This window comes from Gemmatimonadota bacterium, from assembly GCA_026705765.1.
Classification (GTDB): domain Bacteria; phylum Latescibacterota; class UBA2968; order UBA2968; family UBA2968; genus VXRD01.
The window spans coordinates 1-6,805 of sequence record JAPPAB010000006.1; the positions used below are offsets into that span (position 1 = coordinate 1).

5 protein-coding genes are annotated in these 6,805 nt (G+C 51.5%); 3 read left to right on the forward strand and 2 right to left on the reverse strand.

Going from position 1 to position 6,805, the window contains the following annotated elements:
* Positions 1 to 264: 264 nt before the first annotated feature.
* On the forward strand, positions 265 to 1,362 hold the full coding sequence (locus OXH16_00685) for a mandelate racemase/muconate lactonizing enzyme family protein (GenBank protein ID MCY3679880.1): 1,098 nt from the start codon (positions 265 to 267) through the stop codon (positions 1,360 to 1,362).
* A 13-nt stretch (positions 1,363 to 1,375) separates the two neighbouring features.
* On the opposite strand, the gene OXH16_00690 is transcribed toward OXH16_00685, so the two are convergent.
* Positions 1,376 to 2,305 carry an aldo/keto reductase gene (locus tag OXH16_00690; protein ID MCY3679881.1) on the reverse strand — a complete coding sequence of 310 codons (930 nt, stop codon included), beginning with the start codon at positions 2,303 to 2,305 and terminating at the stop codon, positions 1,376 to 1,378.
* A gap of 23 nt (positions 2,306 to 2,328) precedes the next feature.
* Entirely contained in the window at positions 2,329 to 3,714 is a 1,386-nt protein-coding gene (locus OXH16_00695) for a sulfatase-like hydrolase/transferase (GenBank protein ID MCY3679882.1), read from the reverse strand.
* Between the two features lie 189 nt (positions 3,715 to 3,903).
* Between OXH16_00695 and OXH16_00700 the strand changes: the two genes are divergently transcribed.
* Positions 3,904 to 4,911 carry an NAD(P)-binding domain-containing protein gene (locus OXH16_00700; protein ID MCY3679883.1) on the forward strand — a complete coding sequence of 336 codons (1,008 nt, stop codon included), beginning with the start codon at positions 3,904 to 3,906 and terminating at the stop codon, positions 4,909 to 4,911.
* A gap of 29 nt (positions 4,912 to 4,940) precedes the next feature.
* On the forward strand, positions 4,941 to 6,805 hold a 1,865-nt coding region (locus tag OXH16_00705; GenBank protein ID MCY3679884.1), incomplete at its 3' end, for a hypothetical protein.

A 6,805-nucleotide genomic window follows, 5' to 3' on the forward strand; every position in this document is an offset into this window, starting at 1 on the left:
CAGAGACCACAATGCTGCGATAAACATATTGACGTTGGGGCTACAACGTCAGGCGGATTGACCGCCAAGAAGCCCAACTGCTCTATCGTTGGGAGTAGTCACATGATTTGAGAAGCATACTCTTCTGTCAAGGACATTCGTCAGATCCACTCTGGACCGGATCGCCCCTATCCTTTCCAGAGTACTGGGAACACGGGTTGGCATCTTCTGGTCTAATTAACCAAGATAAGCCCGATATCATAACACCCCCAGGAGAACATCACCGTGCAAATTACAGATGTAAAAACAACCGTCCTGTCGATGCCCCATCTGACAGGCATCCAGGACGCCACCATTCGCCACCTTGAACAGGGCAGAACGCAGTGCTTTGTCCACATCATCACCGACGAGGGATTGGAAGGGCTGGGCACCGGAGGGGGCGCACGAGCCGCCCGTGAGATCATCGAAGGGTCGCTCAAACCCATTCTGGTGGGTCAGGACCCACTTAATATCGAACAATTGTGGGACGACATGTTCTGGCGCATACGCGGTGTGGGGCGCAAGGGCCTGGCCTTTTGTGCCCTTTCAGCAGTCGATATTGCCCTGTGGGACCTGAAGGCCAAGTATTATCAAACTCCCCTCTACAAACTGCTCGGCCCTTATACGGACACTGTCCCGGTTTACGGTAGCGGCGGTTGGACCCACTACAGCATAGATGAATTAATTGCCGAACAGGCCAGCTATGTAGAACGCGGCATGAAGTCCGTCAAAATGAAAGTCGGCAAAGATTTTGGGCGAAGTGAAGCTGAAGATGTGGCGCGACTATCTGCGGTGCGGAAAGCACTGGGCGATGACATAGAGATTCTCATTGACGCAAATAATGGATACTACGCCAAACAAGCCATTCGCATGGCCCAGGCGTTTGAGGAATACAACATCGGTTGGTTTGAAGAACCCGTACTGGCCGATGACATCGAAGGCCTGGCAGCCATTGCCCGCGCCACCACAATTCCCATAGCAACCGGCGAACACGAGTACACCAAATACGGCTTCAAAGACCTCATCGCCCGGGGCGGAGCGGATATCGTCCAACCTGATGTGGGCCGGGTCGGCGGCATCACCGAATGGATGAAAGTGGCGCACCTTGCCCACGCCTTCAACCTGCCCGTTGCGCCCCACGCCTACCAACTCATCCACCTGCACCTATCTTGCGCGACCCCAAATCTGCGAATTGTGGAATACCTCGGCACGGTGGAAGAATCCGACCGGATAACCTACACAGAATTTTCCGAGCCGGTCAATGGCGTCTGGTCCCCCAATCCCGATAAGCCGGGTCTGGGTCTGGAACTGGATCCCGAGGCAGTGAAACAATACGCAGTATAGATTAACTTGTATTTCAATTGTTCTCGGGTAGTCCACGCACCCAGGTTGTGTTCTGTATCGGCTTGAGGATCTCAAGTACCTCAGCAAGTAATGCTTCATCAATCGGCGATTCTAACCACTCGATATTCTCTTTCAAATGTTCAGGCCGCGTTGTACCGACCAGCGTCGTTGCAAAATCTGGATTGGCCAATCCAAATTGCATAGCCAGCTTAGAAATGTTCTCGCCTTTCTGCTTGCAAAACGCCACAGCCTTTGCACAAACCCGCTTGATCTTTTCAGTGGCGGGGTGACCTGGCGCTGGTCCTCGTTCAGTGAACAGCCCCATACCCAAAGGTGAAGCATTGATCATCCCCACGCCCTTTTCCCTTAAATAAGGCACCAGCATTTCAAAGGACGTATCATGTAGCATATAGTGGCAAAACGACAGCACCATATCCACATCCGTCCGATCGAGCACAGATCGATAGACTTTTAACGGAAATCCGGTGATGCCCACAAACCTGGTTTTCCCCTGTTCCTGCAACCGCCGCAAAGTAGGAAGTGCTTCTTCTACGATCTGATCCAGCGAGACAAAATCGATATCGTGACACTGGAAAATATCCACATAATCCAACCCCAGTCGCATAAGACTTTCATCCATACTTTCCACAATTCGTCCTGCTGAAAAATCGGACACCCCACCTGCATAACGCCCAACTTTGGTTGCCAGATAATATTTGTCTCGCGGAATCTCCTTCAAAGCCTTCCCCAGCGCGCGCTCCGATTTTGTTCCACCGTAAAGCGGCGAGGTATCAATCAAATTGATCCCACAGTCAATTGCTGTGTGTACAGCTTTAATTCCCCGAGCTTCATCGGGCGTTCCATAAATACTGCCCAAACCAGATGCCCCGTAACTCAGCACAGAGACTTTCAAACCCGTTTTTCCCAACTCGCGATATTCCATGCCTTACCCTTGTTTTCCATTATTTACGGCGCAATCGGATCGGGAAAATTGAATCTCACCCAATGCCATTGAAACATATCATTAGTCGCATCATTCCATCCCAACAAACGACCTTTCATATTCTCTAACACATCGGCACACATCGGGTCATCAATCCGATTATTCATCTCCGCGGGATCGACTTCGAGATCGTATAATTCATCCAGATCGTGAGGTGTATATACGTATTTCCATTTCTCTGTCCGCACCATTCGCTGCGAGCTATATCCCCACACCTCACCGTGGCTTTCGCAATACACGCTATCTGCCCAATCGTCGGGATCATCGCCATTCACAAGCGGTACCAAACTCCTCGCATCCAATCCCTCGGGCAATTTTCCACCACCCCATTCGACAAAGGTCGGCATCAAATCCATCAGCCGAACAAATTGCGACACATTGCGACTCACACCCCCTGGCACTTTCATCAGCAGCGGTATCCGAAACACCTCATCGTACATAGTACCGGATTTTTCAAAATGCTTGTGACTGCCCGTGGCATCACCGTGGTCTGTACTGAAAAGGAATATCGTATTGTCCTCAATCCCACATTCCCGTATCGCATCCAGCACGCGCCCCACGCATGTATCAATCAGAGACACATCGCCGTAATATTTGGCAACCACCTGTCGCCACCACGCCCAATCTTTATCTTGAAGATTCCATTCTCGATGTTTGCGCAAATGAGCCGCGGGCTTACCTTCAAAGGACTCGTCAAAATTTGGCCATGGCGGAATGGATTCAGGATCGTACATCGACGCATAAGGCTCCGGAACAATATTGGCAAAATGAGGTGCTGTTGCATCAATTCGCAAAAAAAACGGCTTGTCTCCCCCCGCCCGTTCGCGCAACATCTCGATCCCACAATCCGTCACCGTCCACGTTTTATACTCTTCTGGCGACATCTCACCTGTACCCGCCACGGGAAAAGAACTTCCGGGAAACTCAACCGTCAATTCTGTACCGGGGACTATTTTCCCGCGCCCTCCCCTACCCATCTCATGCCGATCAAAGCCGTATTCCTCTGGTCCCATATCCTGATGGACATGCCACTTTCCCGCATAATCCAGCACATACCCCGCCTCTTTGAGCAAACGGCTAAACGTCGGCACATCTGTTGACAATCCCCTATTCCACGCAGGCGCAATATGCGTATTGAGCATCACCCCGTGATTGTGTGGATAAAGACCGCTCATCAAAGAAGCGCGTGCAGGTGAACAAACAGGACTTGTGGTATATGCCTGATCAAATCGCACACCCTCCGCTGCGAGTCGATCCAGATTGGGCGTCTGGCAAATCTCATTGCCATAACACCCCAACGCATCGCGTCTCAACTGATCCGTAAGAAACAAAACAATATTGGGTGCCATAATTTCTCCTATCGTATGGCCTTTTGCCGACATTCGATCTATCGGTCTTATCTACGATGTTCGAGAAGGCGTGTCAAGGAGAATGCTCAGAACAAATAATTGGTAATATTCTTGAACGCTTGATTTACGTACATTTGTAAACTAAATTGCGTTGGACCGCACTGACAGATAATTCTTAAGGAGAAGATAATGAGATCAGTAATCTGTGTTCACGAACGCTTTGACGCCTCCTGGCCCTTTGTGGCCGACCACTGGAACTGCCGCTGGCAGGAATCGGGAGACTGCGAACTCTATCGCACCGAGGCATCTGGGGCTCGAGCGCCACAGATGGTGGAGAATCCTTCATCGGTACATCGGCTCGTCCTCCTTGGCCTTCCGGCGGACACTGAGGATCTCGAGCCATTTTCTGGTCTTGAGGAACTCTACCACGATGCAGCGGGCCAATCAAACGCTGGCCTCGATGCCGCACACGCCCGTGGAGTGAACATCATTCGCCCTCGTGGTACCATTCAATGGGGACAAACAGTTGCTGAATTTGCACTCGGGCTCACAATAAGTGCATTGCGACGGATACCGCAGACCTACGTGGAGATGATGGAGAGCCACGAGACATGGCAATACAAACCAGACGTTGGCAAACCCGGACAAAGGGGTGCCCAATTTGGCGATGACCCACGCTTTGTGAGCGGCACCATTGCTGGGAAACGGGTACGCGTCGTTGGTATTGGCAATATTGGAGGACGTTACGCTTCATGGTGTTCGAACATGGGGGCAGATGTTGCCGTCTGGGATCCATTTGCTCCGGAGGCATCGTTTACGCTCGCTGGAGTCAGGCGATGCTTCGATCTCTCAGAACTCGTGAAAGACGCCGATATCTTTGCGCCGATGGTCCCCCTGAAGGACGATACGCGTGGGCTGGTTGGCCCGGAGGCCATTCGCACATTGCCGCATCAATCGCTCGTCGTTCTGGTGACACGCGCAGCGATCTGCGACACCGAAACATTGTATCAAAGGGTCCTCAATGACGAACTCTCTCTGGCCGCAGACGTCTGGGACATTGAACCGGTGCGTTTGGATTCTCCGCTGCTTGGTCGCCACAATGTGGTTCACACACCGCACAATGCCGGGCGCACGATTGATGCAAATCACGCGCGGGCAGACGATGCAATAAACCGGTTTCGACCGCGTAGTTCGTAAGATCGGACAGAAAAGGAACTTTTCAACACATGAAACAAACCCACTCACTCGACGGAATCTGGCAAGTTATTTACGATCACGACAACAAGGGCCGTACGCTCAACTTACAGCATCGCGAAAATTTCTACGCCTGTGCAGACCTGGAGCAAATAACCGTCCCCGCATGTCTCGAAGAATTCAAACAAGATTACGAAGGCGTCGCATGGTACGGAAAAATAGTTTCCCTTCCCCCTGACTGGCAAAACAAAACCATCCGCCTGCATTTTGAAGCAGTCAACTACCGCGCAGAAATGTGGGTCAATGGCGAAGCCGCTGGCGCGCACGAAGGCGGGTACATCGGTTTTGAACTCTTGATAGACGACCTCTTAACCGAAGGCGAAAACTTCATCGCCGTTCGCGTCATTACCCCCCTCATTCTTCGAGACGTAGTCATCGATGGCATAGGCCGCGATGACATGCCCCACTGGCGCGGCGCAATCGCCGGTGGTATATGGCAATCGGTTTCCCTCATCGCTACGGGTCCTGTGTACGTTGCCGACACATTCGTTACATCCGACATACACACGGGCGAAGTCAACATCGCCAACACATTTCAAAATCGGGATTTGAAAATACAATCCGCGACCATCACCTGGTCAATCACCGAATACAAAAGCAACGCACAGGTCGCCTCTGGACAAAAAACGCTCAACCTGAATCCCGGCACAAGTCACCACGAAGAAATATTCACTATCGCAAACCACAAACTCTGGCAACTCGACGAACCCAATCTCTACGTCGTCACCACCACAGTCATCCTTGAGGGCGAAACCTCAGATATTGAAAAAACGCGCTTTGGCTTCCGGGAATTTACAGCCAAAGGCAAAAACTTCTACTTAAACGGCGAAAAAATCATCCTCAAAACCACCTTCAACGAAGCCTTCTATCCACACGCCCTCGCGTACCCACGCGACCTCAATCTTCTAAAAAAAGAATTCGAACTCATCAAAGACGGCAACATCAACATGATCCGCCCGTGGCGCAAACCCCAACCGCCAATCGTCTATGACCTCGCAGACGAAATGGGCGTCCTATTTGTAGGCGCGCTCCCCGTCGAATGCATGGACAACTGGCCCCAGATCACCCCATATACCCAACAACGCATCGAAAACGAAGCCACGGAAATGGTCAAACGCGACCGCAACCACCCCTCCATCGTCATCTGGGAAATGTTTAATGAAATCATGCGCGACGGCCTCAAACGCCTCAAACACAGCGTATCCTTAAAAGCGCGTGAATGTGACCACACCCGCATGATCATCGATGAAGCCGGTGGATTTGCCGATGGATGCAGCATTTACCTTCCCGGCTCCTACGAACCCATTGTCATCAACGATGTACACAACTATCCCGGTACACCCTTTGCCCAACGCAGTTATGACAATTTGCTCGCTCTCGGCAAAACCGAGAATCAACTCAAAGAAATGGGATTAGAAATCGCCCAGTTCACCAACAGCAAAATCAAACCCGACTTGCTCACCAATATCTCAGAACTCGGGTATGGCAGTATCCCCGATCTCGAAGCAAATTTTGAACAATACAAAACAGAAGGCAATCCAATCACACCGGATTACCGCATGCACGAACGCCTGCTCAATTCGTACCTCTCGGTCTTTCGCGAAACCGGAACAGACCAGATCTTTCCCAACTTCCACGCCTTTGTACAGGCCTGTCAGGAAATCCACGCCACGGGCAACAAACTCATGACCGAAGCCTGCCGCATCAATCCCGACATCGCGGGTATCGGCATCCACGCGCTCAACGATGGCGACTGGGTCATCGGGGCTGGCTTAATCGACAACTTCCGCAATCCCAAAAAACCCTATTACGCCATCAAAGAAGTATTCGCCGACCG